This window comes from Nocardia sp. NPDC004278, assembly GCF_053602975.1.
Map to the genome: position 1 here is coordinate 31,143 of NZ_JBSGEQ010000029.1, position 18,132 is coordinate 49,274.

Here is an 18,132-nt window from a genome sequence, read left to right on the forward strand (position 1 = left end):
TCACTCTCCAGAGGTAGTAGGGGAATTCGAGGTGATCAAACAGGCGGTCAGCGGTGCGCCGTCACCACCGGTGGTGAGAAGAGAGCTGCCGTGACCGGTGGCGGCGAGCGCGGCTTGAACGATCCCGAGCGCGCCCGAGGCCGCGCCGATCCGCTCCGCGAGATCGACCACCTCCTCGGCGTCCACCACAGATACAAGTTCGCCAGGCTTGCCGAAGTCCGGTGTGTACCAACGGTTCACCGGCGCTGCGGCGACCGAAGCGGATACCTCCGGGCCGCGCACACACTTCCCGACAACCGCCTGCGGCGGTGATGTCGCGAGGTCCGCCCGCTCGACAACGATGCAGCCCGCGCCGTGAAACAGTCCGGAAGGTATTCGGGCGGTGGCAAATCGACGGACGGCCGCATTGTCCACCTCGACTCCAACGACGACTACTCGTGCCGCGCGCCCCGATCCGAGCAGCACGGTAGCCCAGTCCACCGCATCAAGGCCGGAGTTCGCACCGCTGCACAGCATGAGGTTAGGGCCGAAAAGCCCGAAACGGATAGCAATCGAGGAGGCGATGATATTGCTGGACGCGTTCGGAAGGTCCATCGGCCCCCGCTCACCGGAGTCAACGCCATCACCGACGATCCGGCAGACGGTGTCGAGATTTCCGTAGTTGGAACTGGCGATCACGGCGGTGACGGCATCGGAGCAGTCGTCGATACCCGCATCCCGGAATGCGGTATACACAGCCGCCAGGCCGAGCCGTGTCGCTTCATCTTTGTATCGCAATCCGCGTTTACCGAGGACCTTCAACGGGTCGTGCACAGGGAAGCCTGCCGCGACTACGGCGGCGCCGACGATCACCGGTGCATCCGGCGCCGGCCACATCATGCGACACGCTCTACGATCGCGACGGCGTTGACGCCACCGAAACCGAAGGAGTTCACCTGCGCCACCCGCAGATCGACGGACTCGATCGGCGCTGTCGCCAAGCGAAGTGGCTTCGCCTCGTCGATGGGCACCGCGAGATCAGGAATCGCCGGAACCGCCCCGGTGCGTAGGGATTCGATCGCCGCGACCAAGCTGAGCAACCCGGAACTGCCAGAGGTGTGTCCGGTCATCGCCTTGATCGCCGTCACCACCGGCTGTGTGGCACCGAAAACTTCGGTCAAGGCCGTTGCCTCGGCGGCATCGTTCAGTGCGGTGCCGGTGCCATGGGCAAGGACGAGATCCACGTCGGCGGGCCGCACCCCCGCGCGGCGGTGGGCATCATGCATGGCCGCCACGATGCCGACCGCATCGGGTGCGGTGACATGTCCGGCGTCGCAGTTGATTCCCACACCGCGCAGCACCGCCCGGGCCGTCCCGCCGCGACCCAGCACAATGGCGGCCGCACCGTCGCCCATGAGCACGCCTTTGTGCCGGGCATCGAACGGACGCAACTCCTCCATTGGGGGCTGCACCAGATCGAGCGCGGCGAACATACTCACCGCGATCGTATCGACGCCGCCGACGACGACGGTGTCGGCTCGGTCGAGTGCCAGCAGATCCTCGGCCATCCCCAACGCGTGCAACGAGGCCGCGCACGCATTCGACACGGTGTGCACTTCGGCACACCCGAACCGATCGCGCAGCGCGGGCCCGAAATCCAGGTCCGGCGAACCCCCGGCGGGACCGGCCTGCCATGCCAGCTCGACCGAGCGGAATTCGCGCAGCCCGGTTCCGATGATGACCGGAATGCCGGTCAGGTCGTCGAGCCGAGCCTGGGCCATCGCCTCGGCGACGGATTGGACCAGCAACCTCGTGGCGTAAGCAGTTGTGTCGGGTCTGGAATTGTCTCTCGGATATCCGTGGTGCGTGCGGTAATCGTGGGTTGCGAAGCGCTGGATTTCGGCCACACCGGACCTGCCGGCGCATAGTGCTGCGAAGAACTCCGTCAGTGTTTCGCCGATCACCGCGACGGCTCCGGCTCCGGTGATCACCCAGCTGGTGTCGATCTGTGTATTCATCAACTCTCACAAAGCGTTCGACATCACGACCGCATGGTCATGATCGGACAAGGGTCAGTTTCGGCAGTCCCGGAGCATCGCGACGCAAGCTGCCGCGCGACACCGCGAGCGGGTCCCATTCGGATGATCGCGACGCTGAACGCGCTGGGTCGGCCAGTACCGCTCCGCCATACGCTTCGCGCAGCAGATCACGGCCGAGAATCTCTCCTGCACAACGGATTCCGCTCACCGCTGCGCCAGCAATGCCGCTACCGTAACGGGTGCTCTGCCCGACAACGTGTAGGCCCGCCACGGCGGTGGCCGTCTCCGGTCGACTCGCTATCCCACCCCAATCGGCCAAGCCATAGGGGGTCCCCCCGCTGGAGCGGGTATAGCGCTGATGGCTCAGTGGGGTCGCCGTCTCCAAGTGCACAATGTCGCCGGTGATCGGTCCCATCGCCTTCTCGGCGGCGATCAGCAACTCGGAGGTCAGGCGCTGTTTCCATGACCGGTATCGCGGATCGCGGCGGTAGCGGATGTCACTGCCCCACCTCGACATGGGCGCTGGGCACGGCCCCATGACCTGGATGCTGGCATGTCCGGGCGGACATGCCCACGGCCGCTGCGCCGGACGGGCGGAGGCGCAGGATATGAAAGTAAACGGCGCTCCGCTGATCCTGTCATCGAATCGCCGGTAGGCCTCGTCGATGTCCTCATGGTCGAAGCACCACAGATTGGCACCGTCGAGCCCCTGCGGCTCAGTGGCCAGCCCGAGATACAGAATGGCCCACGCATTGCGCATGCGCGCTGTTCGTGTTCGTCGCATCACCTGTTCGGAGAAGCCCGCGGTATCGCTGCAGAGATCGAGCACCGTCCGGCGGAAGTCGGCATTGGAGATCACCAGGGCCGCATACGCGCGCTCGTCGTCTTCGAAACTCACCCCGGATACGACGCCACCGTCGGTGTGGATGGCGCGCACCCCGGTTCGCGTACGTACCTGCCCGCCGTGTGCTTCGATCATCTCGACCAGCGCCGCGACCAGCGTCTGGCCGCCACCGTCGACATAGTAGGCCCCACGCAGGTAGTGATCCATCACGCTGGCGTGCGTGGCGACCGTGACCTGCGCCGCAGCGGCGCCATAGTTGCCGGATTGCGCCGACAGCACGGTTCGTGCCAACGGTGAGAGCCGATATTCGTCGAACAATCGGGCCAGTGGCCGACGGCTCCACGCCAGTGCGCCTGGGTAACGCCTTGCCAGGCCCGCCACATCTTCCGGTGCAATCAGGGTGGCTCGCATGATCGCACCGATCGCCTCGAAAACATCTGTGCAGGCCGCGATCGCGGCGCCCTCCTCGGGCAACGCGGCGCGCAGCCGGTGCCGGTAGGCGGCCCAACCCACCGGCACATCGATGATCCGACTGGGCAACACGATGCGATCGAATCCTTCAAAGTTCATGGGCCGCAAGCGGACCCGATCGCTCACACCCAAGCCGTGCAGGATCGCCGGCACGATCCCATCCGGTCCGCAATCACCGAGGTAATGCACGCCGACATCGAATTCGTAGGCGCGGCGACGACGGAACACATGGGCGTTGCCGCCCGCGACATCGTGCTGCTCTACGACTAGGACCCGACGGCCGGCGGCCGCCAGATACCCAGCACAGACCAGCCCCCCGATCCCCGCACCGACAACGATCGCGTCCCAGACCGCCGGTTCAGCCGCAGCCACCGGCATGACCCATATCGCCACCGACCGGCAACGGGACGGTGAAGTCGGCCGACTCGGCGGGCTGTGCCCCCATCGAGGACGCAAAGGCGTCCAACCGTTCCACCCCCCAGAATTTGTTGACCCCCCGCACGAAGAACGGCACACCGAAGACGCCGTCCTGGTAGGCCGCCAGTAGAGATTCCACCGCGGCAGCGCGCAGCTGCGGAGTCGACACCGACGCCACCATCTGGGCACCGTCGAGTCCCAGGTCGCAGGCGACCGCCTCGACTGTCTTGGGGTCGCAGATGTCGCGCCCCTCGCACCACCGGGCGCGGGTCAACGCCACCGCGAGTTCGGGCATGCGGCCCTCTCGCTCAACGGCCAGACATGCCAGGTGCGGAACCTCCCACCACGGGTTGCGATCGACTGGCCAGATCATGGACAGTCCGCGGGCGGTCGCCGCGCGCCGCACGTCCTGCAGGATGTACAGATGCTTCTCCCGTGACATCGACGCGTAGCAGAAGCCGCCGCCGGCCTGTTGCAGGGCGGCCAGCATGGTGCGGTCAGGATCCCAGAACGGCACCCATGTCAACGATTGCGCGAGATCGCGATGCCGCGACATCAACTCTTCCAACGCTAGCCACGAATAGGGGCTGCGCAATGAGAAGTAGAACTTCGGTTCGGCCTTCACAGCGACATTCCCCCATCCACCTGAAAGACACCCGCGGTGACGTAGGCCGCGCGCGGTGAGCACAGAAAGCTCACCATGTCGGCCACTTCCTCGGCAGTTCCCCACCGTCCCAACGGAATTCGACCCACCGCCGACTCACGCAGTTCGGGGTCGAGCACCGAGGTCATATCGGTATCGATGAAGCCGGGAGCGACGACGTTGGCGCGCACTCCAAAACGCGCCACTTCCTTCGCCATGGCCTTGGTCATCCCGATGATGCCCGCCTTGGCTGCGGAATAGTTGGCTTGCCCGACGTTTCCGTGGATCCCGGAGATGGAGGAAATGGTGACAATACTGCCCGCGCGCCGCTTCAGCATCGGGAAGATGACCGCACGGCATACCGAGAAGGCGCCTGAAAGATTGACATCTATCACTGTGTGCCAATCGGCTTCCGACATCCGCATCATGGGGCTGTCACGTACGATCCCTGCCGAGGTCACCAGCGTGTCGATTGGTCCCAGCTCCCGTTCGGTGGTGTCGACCCATGCCCGCACCGCATCCGCATCCGCCGCGTCGAGCTGGGTGGCTACCGCCCGCGCACCAGTCGCCTCGGCCTCGCCGACACAGGATTCGGCCGCATCGGACCGGGACCGGTAGCAAAATGCCACGTCGTATCCATCCGCTGCCAGACGAGTAACCACCGCGCGGCCGATACCGCGGGAACCTCCGGTCACCAAGGCGACGGGCCGAACTTCGGCATTGCTCATCGGGTTACTGCTCATCGAGTCTCCCCGCGTGGCTCATATCGGCGGATCAATACGCATCCGACCGCGCCGTCCAGATCGACCGATGTGAGCAAGGAATACGGTTGGTCAGCCGAGTAATCGGCACTGAGAAGCGTCGCCAGCTGAAACCCTCCGGTCGCCGCCCCGCAATCACCGACCAGATCGGCGATCGAACGAATCTCCGTGCGAGGCAGCACGTCCCGCACCGCCGCGGATTCACCGGCGGAGAACCCCTCCCACGGATCGGTTCCGAGGGCACCGGCGACCACAGTGAGCGATACCTCGGCGGGCCCCACGCCGGAGGCATCCAGCGCTGAACGCAACAGCCGCGCCAGCACATCGCGCACGGGGGCGCCGGCCCCCCACACTCCCTGTTCCACCCGGACCAGATCTGCAAGCACGTTGCGACCGGCAGCGAGTGCGGACTGTCGCGGCTCCAGAACGAACACCGCGCAGCCCTCCCCAAGAGGACGATCCAGCCGCTCCGCGGCCAGATACTCCACCCACGCGCGATGCGGTGAGAATTCCTCGGCCATCCCGCACAACACCATGCGGGCTCGATCGCGGTGGTAGAGCCGCGCGGCGTACTGCAGCACCGACACCCCAGCCGCGCGTCCCCCTGCGATAGTCGCGTTGGGTCCACGCAACCCGTGCCAGATCGCGCACTGCCCAGCCGCGCGATTCATCACCGCATTGGGGAATCGAGCGGGATCGACCTGGAACGGCTTGTCCTGGACGTAAGAATCCTTGACGAACTCCATCATGCTGCGCAGGCTGCCGGTCGTAGTGCCAAGGACCAATGCCGTCTCCGCACCGTGGCCCACTCCTGGCAGTTCATCGAGTACCTGTCGGACTCCCTCGACGGCAAGGCCGGTAACCCGGTCCATCGTCCGAGTGCCTTTGGCGCCCAGCGTTTCTCGCACATCGAAATCGCTGACCAGCCCGACCCGCGTAATCGGGATACGGTCCTGGCCGGAGTCGACAGCGCGTAATGCCGAAATTCCCGATCGGATTCCGCTCTGGAATTCCTGTACGCGCACTCCGAATGGAGACAACACCGACCAGCCGGAGAACACCAATGTCATCGGGTTCTCGCTTCCTTTCTCCATGGGCGCCGATCATATTCGCCTGCGGTCATGATCACTCCCGGTAACGGCCGAGGATCAGCACGGCATTATTACCGCCGAACGCCAGCCCATTGTTCTGCACCACCCGCAGATCGGCCGGGCGAGCGCGGTTGGGAACTACATCGAGTGCACAATCGGGATCCGTGTGGCGGTGATTGACAGTCGGCGGAATGAACCCGTTAGCAATAGCCAGAGAGCACGCGATCGCAGCCAGCGCACTGGCGGCGCCCATAGCGTGACCGATCATCGATTTTATCGATGTAGTCGGTGGCGGGCACTCGCCGAATACGTGGCGGATTGCGCCCGCTTCGGTTACATCGTTCGCTCTGGTGCCCGTGCCGTGAGCGGAAATGAAATCAATATCCTGTGACCTGATACCGGCATCCTCGTGCGCCAACTTCATACAGCGACCGAAGCTGTCGAGATCCGGCGCCACGGGGTGCTTGGCGTCGCAGTTGAGACCGTACCCGAGAATCTCCGCATAAATTCGCGCCCCGCGTTCGAGTGCCGAATCTAAAGACTCCAGAAAAAGCACGCCGCCACCCTCACCGGTCAGAATTCCGTCTCGATCGGCATCGAACGGCCGACACCGCTCGGCCGCGATTGTGCCGACCCGATAGAAGCCGGAGAAGGTTTTCCGGCACACCGCGTCCGCCCCACCCACCAGTGCGAATTCAACATCCCCGCTGCGAACAGCATCTGCGCCATATCCGATGGCGTAATTGCCGGCCGCGCACGCAGTGGGGATGGTGACGGCCTCCACGTCGGTCAACGTCAGCTCGCGGGCCACGCTGGTCGACAGGCGGCTGACCGGGATTCGGCGGGCAAGCTCGGGTTCCATGCTGTCCGGACCATCGTCGAGCCAGCTCTGCATCATCCGATCGAGATCACGCGATTCGCCGTCAGTTGTGCCGACGGCGACCAGTCCGCGACGATTGCGCAATCGACACTCGCCGACACCGGCGTCCGCCAGAGCCATTCGGGCCGCGGCGACCGCGAATTGCGTCGCCCGCCCAAGTTCTTCGGCCCGATGCGCACCCAGCCATTGTTCCGGAACGAAATCCGAAACCTCACACCCGATTGTTTTCGGATATCCTGTGGTATCGAACGCCGCGATCGGGGCGGCGCCATGACGACCAGCGCGCAATGCATCGAGAAATTCATCGGCACCAATACCCACACTCGTAACAGCACCGAGGCCGGTAATTACAACACTGCGCCCCGAAAGATTGCCGGTTGCACTCATGGCGCTCTCGTCCTCAGGCCGCCCTCGCCTCCTCGACAACGGCATACACACCCTCGAGGTTGACCAGACGCTCGAGTTCGGACTGATCGATCGTAATCCTGAAGGTGCGTTCCAGCTGCGCGAGGATTTCGATGGCCAGCAACGAATCAGCGCCATGGTCGTCTTTGAACAGGCTACTGTCGGTGACTTCTTCCGGCTCGAGTTCGAGGATCGTGCAGACGGTTTCTTTGATCTGATCTTTTTCGCCAGCAGCCAGAACGGGCATCGACTGTTTCCTTTCTGAATGACCGATCGAAGAGTTCGAAATCGGTTGAATTCAACTTAGCGTCGAATGCGACCCCGGATACCTGCGTGGCATCTAGCTGCCAGCGGCGAACTATCCGGGACATCGCATCCGCATCTTTGTGCATCACGATCGATCAGGCGATCCGGCCCCCGAGACAGCGCGGGATGGTAGGTGAAGATGTCGCGCACCACATGCACTCGCCGAGACCGGTGAGCCGCAGAAAGGTGATTTCACATGATGACTGATCGTTTGCGCAGCGAGATCGCCGATCACCTGCAGCATTATGTCTACGCTCTCGTCGATCCACGCGACAGCACTCCGTCGTATGTCGGTCAAGGCACAAGAGACCGGGTTTTGCGGTACGAATTGGATGCCGCGCACTGGGGCGAGATAGGAACTTCAGAGCAGCGCCACCAAAAGTTCGCTCGCATCAGGGAAATCGAACGTGCTGGCCACGAACTCGACGCCCGGATCTTGCGGCGGGGTCTGACCGCCACCGAGTACACCCGGCCGAAGGTACATCATCGACCTGCTGAGAACACTTTCCATCGCGCCCTTGCGCGACGCGCTGCCGAAACCTCTTGGGCGCGTGGGAAGTTCTACCAGTTCGGCGCGGCGTTCCGGCGCCGAGTTCGGATGGCGAGTGCGCGATGGCATCGTCATGGTCGGCCGCCACGGCGGGTCGTCGCTCTGCTGGACGCCTACGAGGCCCCTGACCCGGCGGTGGCCGGCGCTGGCGCCGGAGCCGCCTTCGGCGCGCCGTCGGCCGCTGCGGTATTTGTGTGCCGACCGGCGGCCAGCCGCGCGAGCGCGGCCTCGGTGAAGACCGACAACCCGAGGTCGGGGTTGTATCCGTGAATTTCCTTGACGTCGAGTTCGGCCAGGAAATACAGGATCTCCCGTGAGAGCACCTGGCCGGGGACCAGCACCGGGAAGCCGGGCGGGTAAGGGACGACGAAGGTGGTGGACACGAGGGTCTTCCCCTTGGCGAGCCGTCGCCCGGCGTCGCCGAGCAGGACATGTTCGCGGTCGGACTCCTCGTACCCGGCGTAGAAGGCCGATCGCATATCGCCGAACGAGCTGGCGCCGTCGGGACGAAATGTGTTGTCGAACTCGCTGAAGTCGGGCAGCGCTGGCAGATACTTGGTGATCTCGTCGACCCGACGCTGTTGTAGGGCGTGATCGGCCTTACCGGCCGCGCTCTGGCTGCGCTCGAAGTCGGTAGCCACTCGGCGCAGCACGTCGAGCAGGTAGTGCACGCTCGACCAGGTGACGCCGATCGTAAAGATCAGTAGCACACTGTTGATCGAGGTCTTGTTGATCTGGATGCCGAACCGGTCCATCAGGATCTTCTCGCGGAACTCGTACCCGTTCATGCCGGTCTTGCCGATGAACAGGGTGACCCGGGTCGGGTCGAGCACGAACTGATCGGAGCGCCACGCCTCGTTCCACTCTGCCAAGCCACCCTGCCTGACCTGTCGGTACGAGCTGACCTCAGAGGCCCGGAACTCGTCGGGCACCAGGTCGGCCTCATCGAGGATGCGGAACCACTTGCCGATCAGCCGGTCTTTGCGGACGCGGTGACGGAAGACCAGCGCCATATCGTAGACGTTCCGGACCAGCTGGAAGCCCTCGATGTCGACCTGCCGCCGCGCCAGATCCAGCGACGCCAGGAGTTGCTGGTTCGGCGAGGTCGAGGTGTGGGTCAAAAACGCCTCATCGAACGCCTCTCGGACCAGAGCTCGGAAATCCTGGTCGCGGACATGGATCATCGACGCCTGCCGAAGCGCCGACAGCGACTTGTGGGTGGAATGGGTCGCGTATACGCGCACCCGCGCGCGCCCTGGGTCGGGAAGCAGCCGGTGGTTGCTCCATTCGGCGCGGTCGACGCCCTGCATCGACGCACGCCACGTCCGGTATTCCTCGGCGTACCCGGGCGAGGACAATGTCGATTCGAGTTGCTCGGCGGCAACCATCGCGGTCCGCTGCCGTGCCCACGGCACTGCGGTCGCGAATGCGTACCACGCCTCGTCCCACAGGAAGCAGATATCCGGCTTGATCGCCAGGACCTCCTCCATCACGCGCCGGGGGTTGTAGACGATGCCGTCGAAGGTGCAGTTGGTGAGCAGCAGCATGCGCACCCGGTCCAATTGCCCGGCCGCCTCGAGGTCCAGCAGCGCCTTCTTGATGGTGTGCAGGGATACGGCTCCGTAGATCGCGAACGGCTCGAGCGGGTAGGCGTCCAGGTACATCGGGTACGCCCCGGCGAGCACCAGGCCGTAGTGGTGCGACTTGTGGCAATTGCGGTCGATCAGCACGATGTCGCCCGGCCGGGTCAGGGCTTGCACGACGATCTTGTTCGCGGTGGATGTTCCGTTGGTGACGAAGTACGTCTGATTGGCACACCATGTCTTCGCGGCCTTGTCCATCGCCGTCCTGATCGTGCCGTGTGGGTCCAGCAGTGAGTCCAGCCCGCCGGAGGTGGACGACGTCTCGGCCATGAAGATGTTGCGGCCATAGAACTCGCCCATGTCCTGCAGCGACTTGGAGTTGAAGATGCTGGCGCCACGCGCGACGGGAAGGGCGTGGAATTGGCCGACCGGCGCGGCCGCATAGGCCCGCAGGGCGTCGAAAAACGGTGTGGCGAACCGGGTCCGGATGCCGGCGAGCACCGTGCTGTACAGGTCGGTGACATCGTTGAGGCGATAGAACGTGCGGTCGTAGACGTCCGGCTCTGCTTCGGTCTCCGCTGCGATCGACTCGTCGGTGAGCAGATACAGGTCGATATGCGGCCGCAGCTGCCTGATCCACTCGCCGCATTCGACCCAGTTCTGGGTGCGGTCGGTCACCATCACGTCGTCGTTGGCGCCGAGCAGTGTGTTCATCAACGGCACCCGGTCGCATGAACGAAGTGGCAGGTCATGCCGGATGATCGCCGCCTGGATCTCGCCGTTCAACGCGACCGCGGTGATGGCGTCCTCGATGCTCGACACGACGAGCAGCTCGAACCGCACATCGTCGGACGGGTCGCGCAGCGCCCGCAGGCTCTCCGCCAGGCTCTCGGGAGCCTCGGGCGGCGAATCGTCACCGAGCAGGACGGTGAAGAACTTTTGCTGTTTTGCCCGCGCCACGAGTTCCTGATCGGCCAACGGCACGGAGGTGTCGAATACCGCCGCACCGTCGCCGTACTCGGAGAGCAGGCGCACGGCCAGCGATACCTCGTCGGTGAGCCGCGCCGTTGCAAGATCGGCGACGTATCCGCGAAATGCTGCCAGTCCCGCCGCGCCCGGGTACAGCCAGTACCGCTCGTAGGCGCCGAGACGATCGAGGAGGCGCCGCACCCGGGCGGCTTCGTGGGTGGTGTCCAGCCCGGCCCGGTTGACATCGGCGAGCCGACGGCACGCGTCATCGAGCAGATTCCACGTGTCGATTCGCGAGTACGACGGGTTCGCTACCGCCGCCAGCGCGGAAACACTAAGCCCTTTCGGGCGCTGTCCGTCTCGGTGCATGTCGTCAGTTTCGCCACTCGATCGGTGGGCGAAGTCATCTGTCGAGGACGACAGATCACCCTGGAACACTCATCCCGCAATATTGTCCCTCGCCGTCGAGCAAATTCCTAGCTGTCCGGCAGTCGTGGCGGCGGCCCCGAGGCTGCGGCGCCGATGAGACCGACATCGGCCCCGAGTTCGGCCACCGCCGCGCCCTCAACGAGGGCCGCCTCGATGCCCTCCACCGGGCCACCACTCCACGTGTGCGACCGGGACGCCGACTTCACGCAATGGGTTTCAAATGCACTGGGAGGCACAACGGTCCGGACGTCATGAACTGGGGCGGGTACGGGAGCTGTTCGGGATCGCAGGCCAGGCTCAACTCGGGGAACCGGCTGAAGAGCGTGGCCAATGCGATACGGATCTCCAGCCGGGCCAGGGGCGCGCCGAGACAGACATGCGGCCCGCGGCCGAAGGCCAGCTGATCGCGGTGGTCGTGGTCGATATCGAAGGTATCGGCATCGGGATAGTGCTCCGGATCCCGGCCGACTCCGCCGTACCACGTGATGAGCGCACCCGCGGGAATATCGACTCCGGCGATCGTGACATCCTCCAGCGGATAGCGGAGATTGACGGTGAACACCGACGAGCGGTAGCGCAGGACCTCCTCCACGACATCGCTCCACCGGTCCTCGGCCTGAGCCTTGGTGAGCTGATCGGGGTGGGCGCACAGCGTGATGATCGCGTTGCCGAGCAGGTGCACGGTTGTCTCGTGCCCGGCCGCGATCGCCAACCACAGCATGCTCACCATCTCGTCGGTTGTCAGGCCACTCCCGTCGGGTTCGAGCAGCGCCGTGGTGAGATCGTCGCCGGGCGTGCGCCGTTTGCGCTCGATCAACTCCGCGAGATACACGGTCATCGCCTGCATCGCTGTCTGCATCTGCTCGGCGGTGCTGGTATGCGATACGAGCGTGGTGGTCCAGTCCCGGATCAGTTCTTGTTCGTCTTCGGGAACCCCGAACAGCTCGCAGATCACCCGCACAGGGAGCGGGGTATTGAACGCGGAGACGAGATCGACCGGGCCGTTGTCGAGGGGGAATGCATCGATGAGTTCGTTGGTGATTCGCTGGATACGAGGTTCGAGCGCAGCCACTCTGGCGGGGGTGAATGCCTTGCTGATCGTCTTGCGCAGCCGTCGGTGATCCTCGCCGTCCTTGTTGAGCATGTGGTCCATGTCGGTGAGGGTGCGCATCGGCCAATCGGCCGGGATGGTGCCGTCATGCAGTGCCGGGCAGTTCTTGGCATTCTTGCTGAAGAGCGTTCCGTCACCGGCGAGCAGCTCGCTGGCGGCGCGATGACTGACCGCCGCCCAGACCGCAACGCCGCCAGGAAATTCGATGGGAACGATCGGACCGCGCTCGCGGATGCGTTCATAGGTCTGTAAGACCGTCTCGCCGGGGGTGGGCAGCTGGATGGCAGATTCCGTCATGTCGGCTCCAATGGTGTGATCGACAGGTGGCACGACAGATCGTGTGAGTGCGTGCCGGGTCAGTGTCGATCGCGAACGGATGGCTGGCCCGGCGAATCGGTATCTTGTGCCTGGTAAACGAATTCTGAGGCGCAAGAACATAACTCGGAGTCGGATCGTCGAATTGGTCGAGGCATGCATCGGCGAGGCGGCGGATCGGCACCGCCTCGCCGATGACGGGGTCGGATGGCTATGCCGGCGTGAGTGCCTTCATCACCGCAGCGGCAGTGGCCTGGTCGATGCACGTCGGCTTACCACCGTTGGCGGAGTGGAATACACCGCCGCCAGGAACAACTGCCCGCCTGCCCACGGCCACAGCAGCGGCGCGCTGAAGTCCCCACTGCCCCGCAGGCCCGGTATGTATTTGTCGAGGGCGTCGCCGAAGTCCTTGATGGCCGGAATCACCGATGGCCGAACAGGCCGGCAGATCGTCGCCGCACGTGGCGTCGGAGAGCACGACATGTCGCTGGTGCTCGAGACCGTCGCGGCGATCCGCAACTCCAATGTCGTCCGGTCGACAATGCGGGCCAACGATTCCAGTGCCACGTCTTATAGGTGAGCACCAAACCCATTGCGGCCAGCCCATAAACCGAGCCGGATACAATTCCGGCGATTACGAACGGCAAGAGATCGGCCACGATGTACTCCAATTCTCGCTGATCGCCAAACCGCCGCGACCGCGCGGAAATGCCGGAGCGGACTTGCCTGACCTGGTCGGCTGCTGATCGACGGCTGGGGCGAGCTGTGCCAGGTCAGTGTCGACGGCTGACGCACGCCTCGCCACGCAAATCCACAGCTCCTGCCTCGCAACAGAATTCGACGGCACAAAAACAAAGCCGGGCGGCGATGCAGATGGCGCGAACAGCCGGTGCGCCACGAGTCCCCACCAGCGAGAACACCTGAAACCGTCGCTGCCCTGTTCCGTCGCTAGAGTTCCCCGCACCGCATGGATGAAAGGACGGCCAACGGTGACGAATCTTTCTCTTCCAGTAACCTATTTGGTGGGCAGCGCCAATGCTCCGACACGCCAGACGGCGATGCGGAAATTCGAATCGCTGTGGCACTATCTGCCCTCATTTCCGGAGGGAGATACGGCTTTTCCCAGCTGGATCATGCCGCGCCTGCGTGCCACCTTCGCACTTCCGGGCATGACGAAAGTCGACAACGGAAATATCGAGCTGGGATACGAAGGTATGCCGAGCTACGAGTACCAGGGCAAAGCTGAACTCGAGATCCCTCCCGTGTTGCTGGGCTATTTCGAGCAGGCCGAGGCGGCCAAACCGATTCTGGACCGCATGATCCACGAGCACGGCGAACAGAAGCCCTATCAAGCGAATATCATCGACCCCTACGACCACGCTTTCTTCGCTCTGGGAGCGGCCGGCGTCACCGACCACTACGAGTCATTCCGCAAACCGGCACTGGCGGAGATCGCGGCCATCCATCGGTTGTTCCACGGCGATGTGGTGTTCCAGCTGGAGAGCCCCGGACGCACGGTGACGATGGAAACCATCGAGTCGCGGGAGGAACGCGCGGCAAAGGCGGTCGCACTGGCCTCGGATCTGGCCGAGTTCGTGCGCCGTATGCCCGCAGGCGCCCGGGTCACCATCCATCTGTGCCGCGGCGATTGGGAACACACCAGCTGGATGAAGCAGATCAACGGATACGAACCGGTCGTCCTGCTGGCCAATGCAATCGTGGCGGAATGGCCCGAGGGCAGAACTCTGGAAGGAATTCATATTCCGCTTGCGGGCGCCGATGTGCTGCCACTCGTCGACACCCCGGATATGTATCGGCAACTGGAACAGCTGACCACCGACGTGCCGATCTATGCGGGCATCGTGCACGAGCAGGCCGATGCGGAACGAATCGTCACGGCACTGACACAGGCCCGGCAGTATTACAGCCGCCCATTCGGTGGCCTGAGCACATCCTGCGGTATGGCTCGGATGACCGAAGCCGAGATGGATCGGGCATTGCGGTTGCTCGCGGAGCTCATGGAGCGAGTGACCGGGTAGCGCTCTCTGTTGCGGCGGCACTTGGGCCGAGAGTCGCTGTCGGCCGGACCGTCTCGGCCAACCTGCGCTTGCGGAATTCTCGGGGTGTCTCGCCGTATCGTGCCTTGAAGGCGGCGGAGAACCAGGTGAGGGTGAAGCCGCTGCGTGCGGCGACCTCTCCGATTGTTGCTGTCGTCTCCGGGTTTTCGAGCATGGTCCGAGCCGCCCGCAGCGCTTCATCTTGGCGCACTTCCCGATACGTGGTGCCCGCCTGATGCAGCGCGGTGCGCAGCTGTCGCGGCGACCAGCCCAATGCCCGCGCCGCCTCGGGCAGGCGGAGGTCCGCTGCTCCGATGTGCTGGCGCACGTACTGCCGGACGGTCTCGGCGAGCTCTGTCAAATGACTCTGCTGTGGGCGGTTATCGCCCTCGGTCATCATGCAGAGCAGCTCGGCGATCCGGTCGCAGACCGCGTTGAACTCCCGGCTGGTCAGCGCGGACCGCTCGGCATGCAGATCGCGGATCATGCCCGCGGCGATCCTGCCGAGACCCGAGCCGAGGTCGAGCACCGGACGTTGCAGGCCGGGTCGCGCGAACTCGGCGCGCGGCACCTGGAAGCCGTAGGCCACCGAGCCGGGAATATGCAACCGGCACTGCCGATCCAGTGCCACCACCGCCGCCTGCCCTGGCGTAATCTGGGTCATTCCGCGCTCGTCGGCCGCGGCGAACCGTCCCCGCTGCGGGACGACCACCCAGTAGAAGTCCTCGGCCGAAACCCGACGGATGTTCGATGGGGTGCGGAAGGCCAGCCGGTCACCGGGCTGATCCCAGCGCAGTAGGCGGTAGGTGGTTGTCTGCTGGACCGTCATGGCCACCTGCCAGCGCTCGGGTTCGCGGTAGCGATGATCCATCGGGACGAAACTGTTTGCGGTTTCGGTCCATTCGTCGACATCCGCGATGTCGAGCTCGTAGTACTCCATTGCGACACCTCGAATGGTTCAGCCGGTGACAATGATGAGGTCGGCTCCGCTGAACAGCAAGTCGGACGGGCGTGCCCGAGACGGCTGCTGCGCCGGTACCAGACGCGCGGCCGGTGCGAGAACGCGCAATTCCCGCAGGAACACCTCGACTGCGAGCTGTGCCAACTGCTTGCCCGGGCAGACGTGTTTGCCGAATCCGAAGGTCAGCGGAAGTTTGCCGGGGCCGTGCAGATCCAAGGGGTTCGGGAAGGCCCGCGGATCTCGATTGGCGGCGGCGAACATGACCAGGACCGGCCCTGGCGCGAGCACGGTGCCGCTGCGCAACGTCAGCGAGCCCACGACCTGCCGCTTCCAAGCCACCAGACCTGGGTCGAGCTGAAGCACCTTGGCCGCGACGTGCGTGGCCGATGCCTGGTCGGCGAGCAGATGCCACCATTGCCGGTCCGGATTGCTCAGCAGGCGCTGCAGGCCCTGCTGAATACTGCCGCTGATGGTATGCACGCCCGCGGCCAGCGAGTTGGCTACAGCGGACACGGCAACTCGACGGGGAATGCGGGCAGCGTGCAGACGGCCGGGCAATCCATCCGTCCGATCCCGTCCGCCGGATGATGCGATGGCGGCGGCGCTCACCGTGAACAGCCGACCGAGACCGGCGACCGCCTCGGCCAATTCACGGCCGCGCATCCGCCGACCCAGCAGTCCGGACTGGGCCCCGCTCCACGTCGCCACATGCCGCCAGTCCGCAGGCGGCAAACCGACCGCGGCGCCGACGATCCGGGCCGCATAATCGATCGACAAGGACGTCACGTCGAGGGTGTGGTCACCCGCGTCGCGTTCGGTGCGCAGCGCGTGGTGGAAATGCTCGGTCAACTCTTCGATCTTGTGCGGGCGCTGCGCCGTCGGCACTGTGAAATGCCCCGCCGGGCCCGCCAAGGTGTCCCATACCCGTTTGTGCAGGACACCGTCGGTCAGATCCGCGGTCGCCTTCGCCGGTAACGGAACCAGATGCCGACAGAGATGGCCGACGGCGCGGGGATTGGCCGCAATGCGCCCGAAACCGACCAGCGGCTCCAACGATTTCGCGTTCGAGATGCCGGGGCGGGCCGCTTCCATCAACTCCCGCACGTCGTCGTAGCGCCAGACCATCCGTAGGCCGCAGTGGTGTCGATAGCTGGGTTCGGGCCAGTCGTGCAGCTGCCGATATCGCTCGTCGCGTTCGGCGAACGACAGCTGGTTGGGGGTCAGCTCCTCGAAGGGGAATTTCATTGTCAGATTATCGGTTTCGTTGAGGTTGATGGCCATGTACATCACGCCTGTTGGAAGGTAAGGGTGCGTCGATGCACGCGCGGGATCGGGAATTTGCTCACCGCGACCGGCGGCGACCACATATCGCTCGACCGGCCGGGCGGTAGTCGGCTCGGTCGTGGAAGTGCCCGGTGACATGTACGGCACCTAGGCCGGGTGGTGTGTTGCGTGCCACTCGTTCCGCAGCGAGCAGGGCGAGGATACCGGCGCCGGCCAGAATTGCTTCCGAGCGGTGCGCTCCGCCGAGGTTTCGTTCGGTCAGGGTCACGCACAGGCAGTCGGTCGCCACCTCGACGGCCGCGACCGGGAATAGCCTGCGCACCGCTGTCACAATGTTGAATCCACTGTGCCACTGCGTAATTCCCGCTGGGGCGATCATTCCGGCCAACTTGTCGATCGGCCCTGCGCAGGCAATACCGACCGCGGTGATCTCGTCGTCTCCGGCGACATCGAGCAGCAGATCCCGGCAGCCGTCCCACACCGCATTCGCCGGTATCGGGATTCGCAGGATGTCACGCGTACAGACGCCGCCGGCCACCCGACTCGCGGCGAATTCCGCCGGGCCGATGTCCAATGCCAGAACGGTCATGAATCATCCACCACCACAACGCCTTTCGTTGGTTGTGCAATGCGGGTAACAGGCGGGCTGGCTCCCCCATGGGGACCTCCGAGGTTGGTCGACCATGCGCCTACCCGAGCAGTGTCGGCCACCGGTGCTCGCCGCTTCGACCAAGTACACATTCCGTGCCGATCAACGCAGATTCACTGCCCCTCAGCGTAAAATGGGCGTGTATTCGCGCCGGCTCCGACCGAGCGGCAACCGCCGCCACCTACACAGCAGGCGCATCAGCCAATCGACACGTCAGCCGGCCCGTACCGGGGTGGGGCGTGCCATCGTCCGTGCGCGTCGAGATGGATTGACTTCGCCATCCTGCGAAAGGCTGCTGCGCTAACGGTTTTCGCGACACGCATCGTACCGAGGGGTTTCTTCGGCGGTACGCCGTGTCGTAATCTGCGGGTTCTATCCGGTTCATCCC

At 64.6% G+C, this 18,132-nt stretch carries 16 protein-coding genes; 1 reads left to right on the forward strand and 15 read right to left on the reverse strand.

Translation table 11 applies throughout. From position 1 onward, the window contains the following. The 12 genes from ACWEO2_RS33340 to ACWEO2_RS33395 all read right to left on the reverse strand — a co-directional run bounded on the left by ACWEO2_RS33340 (position 1) and on the right by ACWEO2_RS33395 (position 13,360). Entirely contained in the window at positions 1-879 is an 879-nt protein-coding gene (locus ACWEO2_RS33340; protein ID WP_452408973.1) for a beta-ketoacyl synthase N-terminal-like domain-containing protein, read from the reverse strand. Beyond that, positions 876-1,997, reverse strand: a complete 1,122-nt coding sequence (locus ACWEO2_RS33345; protein ID WP_452408974.1) for a beta-ketoacyl-[acyl-carrier-protein] synthase family protein — start codon at positions 1,995-1,997, stop codon at positions 876-878. The genes ACWEO2_RS33340 and ACWEO2_RS33345 overlap by 4 nt, the downstream gene beginning before the upstream one ends. A gap of 37 nt (positions 1,998-2,034) precedes the next feature. Beyond that, the gene (locus ACWEO2_RS33350; RefSeq protein ID WP_452408975.1) at positions 2,035-3,705 is read right to left on the reverse strand and encodes a phytoene desaturase family protein; all 1,671 of its coding nucleotides are present in this window, start codon (positions 3,703-3,705) and stop codon (positions 2,035-2,037) included. Beyond that, positions 3,692-4,375, reverse strand: a complete 684-nt coding sequence (locus ACWEO2_RS33355) for a DsbA family protein (protein WP_452408976.1) — start codon at positions 4,373-4,375, stop codon at positions 3,692-3,694. Before ACWEO2_RS33355 ends, ACWEO2_RS33350 begins: the two co-directional genes overlap by 14 nt. After that, complete coding sequence (gene fabG / locus ACWEO2_RS33360) at positions 4,372-5,136, reverse strand: 3-oxoacyl-[acyl-carrier-protein] reductase (protein ID WP_452408977.1); 765 nt, start codon at positions 5,134-5,136, stop codon at positions 4,372-4,374. The genes ACWEO2_RS33355 and fabG overlap by 4 nt, the downstream gene beginning before the upstream one ends. Next, on the reverse strand, positions 5,133-6,248 hold the full coding sequence (locus ACWEO2_RS33365; RefSeq protein ID WP_452408978.1) for a beta-ketoacyl synthase N-terminal-like domain-containing protein: 1,116 nt from the start codon (positions 6,246-6,248) through the stop codon (positions 5,133-5,135). The genes fabG and ACWEO2_RS33365 overlap by 4 nt, the downstream gene beginning before the upstream one ends. 31 nt (positions 6,249-6,279) lie before the next feature. Further along, on the reverse strand, positions 6,280-7,512 hold the full coding sequence (locus ACWEO2_RS33370; RefSeq protein WP_452408979.1) for a beta-ketoacyl-[acyl-carrier-protein] synthase family protein: 1,233 nt from the start codon (positions 7,510-7,512) through the stop codon (positions 6,280-6,282). 13 nt (positions 7,513-7,525) lie between these two features. Further along, positions 7,526-7,777, reverse strand: a complete 252-nt coding sequence (locus ACWEO2_RS33375) for an acyl carrier protein (protein ID WP_452408980.1) — start codon at positions 7,775-7,777, stop codon at positions 7,526-7,528. Positions 7,778-8,197: 420 nt separating this feature from the next. Next, positions 8,198-8,461: a hypothetical protein gene (locus ACWEO2_RS33380; RefSeq protein WP_452408981.1), complete on the reverse strand. Its 264-nt coding sequence runs from the start codon at positions 8,459-8,461 to the stop codon at positions 8,198-8,200. 38 nt (positions 8,462-8,499) lie between these two features. After that, positions 8,500-11,307 carry an aminotransferase class I/II-fold pyridoxal phosphate-dependent enzyme gene (locus tag ACWEO2_RS33385; RefSeq protein ID WP_452408982.1) on the reverse strand — a complete coding sequence of 936 codons (2,808 nt, stop codon included), beginning with the start codon at positions 11,305-11,307 and terminating at the stop codon, positions 8,500-8,502. 262 nt (positions 11,308-11,569) lie between these two features. Then, positions 11,570-12,775, reverse strand: coding sequence for a cytochrome P450 family protein (locus tag ACWEO2_RS33390; protein WP_452408983.1), 1,206 nt, complete (start codon positions 12,773-12,775; stop codon positions 11,570-11,572). Positions 12,776-13,027: 252 nt separating this feature from the next. Next, on the reverse strand, positions 13,028-13,360 hold the full coding sequence (locus ACWEO2_RS33395) for a hypothetical protein (protein ID WP_452408984.1): 333 nt from the start codon (positions 13,358-13,360) through the stop codon (positions 13,028-13,030). Between the two features lie 422 nt (positions 13,361-13,782). Here ACWEO2_RS33395 and ACWEO2_RS33400 point away from each other — a divergent pair, with 422 nt between their 5' ends. Beyond that, a complete protein-coding gene (locus ACWEO2_RS33400) occupies positions 13,783-14,832 on the forward strand; it encodes a hypothetical protein (RefSeq protein ID WP_452408985.1) in 1,050 nt (349 codons plus the stop codon). On the opposite strand, the gene ACWEO2_RS33405 is transcribed toward ACWEO2_RS33400, so the two are convergent. The 3 genes from ACWEO2_RS33405 to ACWEO2_RS33415 all read right to left on the reverse strand — a co-directional run bounded on the left by ACWEO2_RS33405 (position 14,810) and on the right by ACWEO2_RS33415 (position 17,684). Beyond that, positions 14,810-15,790 (reverse strand): AraC family transcriptional regulator, encoded by a 981-nt coding sequence (locus ACWEO2_RS33405; protein ID WP_452408986.1) that lies wholly within the window; start codon positions 15,788-15,790, stop codon positions 14,810-14,812. The genes ACWEO2_RS33400 and ACWEO2_RS33405 overlap by 23 nt on opposite strands. An 18-nt stretch (positions 15,791-15,808) precedes the next feature. Continuing rightward, entirely contained in the window at positions 15,809-17,056 is a 1,248-nt protein-coding gene (locus ACWEO2_RS33410) for a hypothetical protein (protein ID WP_452408987.1), read from the reverse strand. Between the two features lie 97 nt (positions 17,057-17,153). Beyond that, complete coding sequence (locus tag ACWEO2_RS33415; RefSeq protein WP_452408988.1) at positions 17,154-17,684, reverse strand: hypothetical protein; 531 nt, start codon at positions 17,682-17,684, stop codon at positions 17,154-17,156. Positions 17,685-18,132: the final 448 nt, after the last annotated feature.

What these genes read in the sequence shown, in the direction of transcription:
- ACWEO2_RS33385 (WP_452408982.1), bottom strand. Translation starts at nt 11,307, where the DNA reads ATGCACCGAGACGGACAGCGCCCGAAAGGGCTTAGTGTTTCCGCGCTG.
- ACWEO2_RS33390 (WP_452408983.1), bottom strand. Translation starts at nt 12,775, where the DNA reads ATGACGGAATCTGCCATCCAGCTGCCCACCCCCGGCGAGACGGTCTTA.
- ACWEO2_RS33375 (WP_452408980.1), bottom strand. Translation starts at nt 7,777, where the DNA reads ATGCCCGTTCTGGCTGCTGGCGAAAAAGATCAGATCAAAGAAACCGTC.
- ACWEO2_RS33380 (WP_452408981.1), bottom strand. Translation starts at nt 8,461, where the DNA reads ATGACGATGCCATCGCGCACTCGCCATCCGAACTCGGCGCCGGAACGC.
- fabG (WP_452408977.1), bottom strand. Translation starts at nt 5,136, where the DNA reads ATGAGCAGTAACCCGATGAGCAATGCCGAAGTTCGGCCCGTCGCCTTG.
- ACWEO2_RS33370 (WP_452408979.1), bottom strand. Translation starts at nt 7,512, where the DNA reads ATGAGTGCAACCGGCAATCTTTCGGGGCGCAGTGTTGTAATTACCGGC.
- ACWEO2_RS33410 (WP_452408987.1), bottom strand. Translation starts at nt 17,056, where the DNA reads ATGAAATTCCCCTTCGAGGAGCTGACCCCCAACCAGCTGTCGTTCGCC.
- ACWEO2_RS33415 (WP_452408988.1), bottom strand. Translation starts at nt 17,684, where the DNA reads ATGACCGTTCTGGCATTGGACATCGGCCCGGCGGAATTCGCCGCGAGT.
- ACWEO2_RS33340 (WP_452408973.1), bottom strand. Translation starts at nt 879, where the DNA reads ATGATGTGGCCGGCGCCGGATGCACCGGTGATCGTCGGCGCCGCCGTA.
- ACWEO2_RS33365 (WP_452408978.1), bottom strand. Translation starts at nt 6,248, where the DNA reads ATGGAGAAAGGAAGCGAGAACCCGATGACATTGGTGTTCTCCGGCTGG.
- ACWEO2_RS33345 (WP_452408974.1), bottom strand. Translation starts at nt 1,997, where the DNA reads ATGAATACACAGATCGACACCAGCTGGGTGATCACCGGAGCCGGAGCC.
- ACWEO2_RS33405 (WP_452408986.1), bottom strand. Translation starts at nt 15,790, where the DNA reads ATGGAGTACTACGAGCTCGACATCGCGGATGTCGACGAATGGACCGAA.